The sequence below is a fragment of the Streptomyces sp. CA189 genome (assembly GCF_056428985.1).
Genome location: NZ_JBWJVM010000196.1, coordinates 1 through 819, shown reverse-complemented (window position 1 = coordinate 819; position 819 = coordinate 1). Strand labels below are relative to the sequence as shown.

At 51.0% G+C, this 819-nt stretch carries 1 rRNA gene; it reads left to right on the top strand.

The window, feature by feature from the left end:
• Positions 1-819: ribosomal RNA gene (locus AC061S_RS44495) — 23S ribosomal RNA — on the top strand; the annotation flags it as partial.

The window sequence follows — 819 nt, the reverse complement described above, 5'->3', positions numbered from 1 at the left end:
AGTACCCTGAGGAAAAGAAATCAACCGAGATTCCCTTAGTAGTGGCGAGCGAACGGGGATTAGCCCTTAAGCTTCATTGATTTTAGCGGAACGCTCTGGAAAGTGCGGCCATAGTGGGTGATAGCCCCGTACGCGAAAGGATCTTTGAAGTGAAATCGAGTAGGACGGAGCACGAGAAACTTTGTCTGAACATGGGGGGACCATCCTCCAAGGCTAAATACTACTGACTGACCGATAGTGAACCAGTACCGTGAGGGAAAGGCGAAAAGAACCCCGGAGAGGGGAGTGAAATAGAACCTGAAACCGTATGCGTACAAGCAGTGGGAGCCTACTTGTTAGGTGACTGCGTACCTTTTGTATAATGGGTCAGCGACTTATATTCAGTGGCAAGCTTAACCGTATAGGGTAGGCGTAGCGAAAGCGAGTCTTAATAGGGCGTTTAGTCGCTGGGTATAGACCCGAAACCGGGCGATCTATCCATGAGCAGGTTGAAGGTTAGGTAACACTGACTGGAGGACCGAACCCACTCCCGTTGAAAAGGTAGGGGATGACTTGTGGATCGGAGTGAAAGGCTAATCAAGCTCGGAGATAGCTGGTTCTCCTCGAAAGCTATTTAGGTAGCGCCTCATGTATCACTCTGGGGGGTAGAGCACTGTTTCGGCTAGGGGGTCATCCCGACTTACCAAACCGATGCAAACTCCGAATACCCAGAAGTGCCGAGCATGGGAGACACACGGCGGGTGCTAACGTCCGTCGTGAAAAGGGAAACAACCCAGACCGCCAGCTAAGGTCCCAAAGTTGTGGTTAAGTGGTAAACGA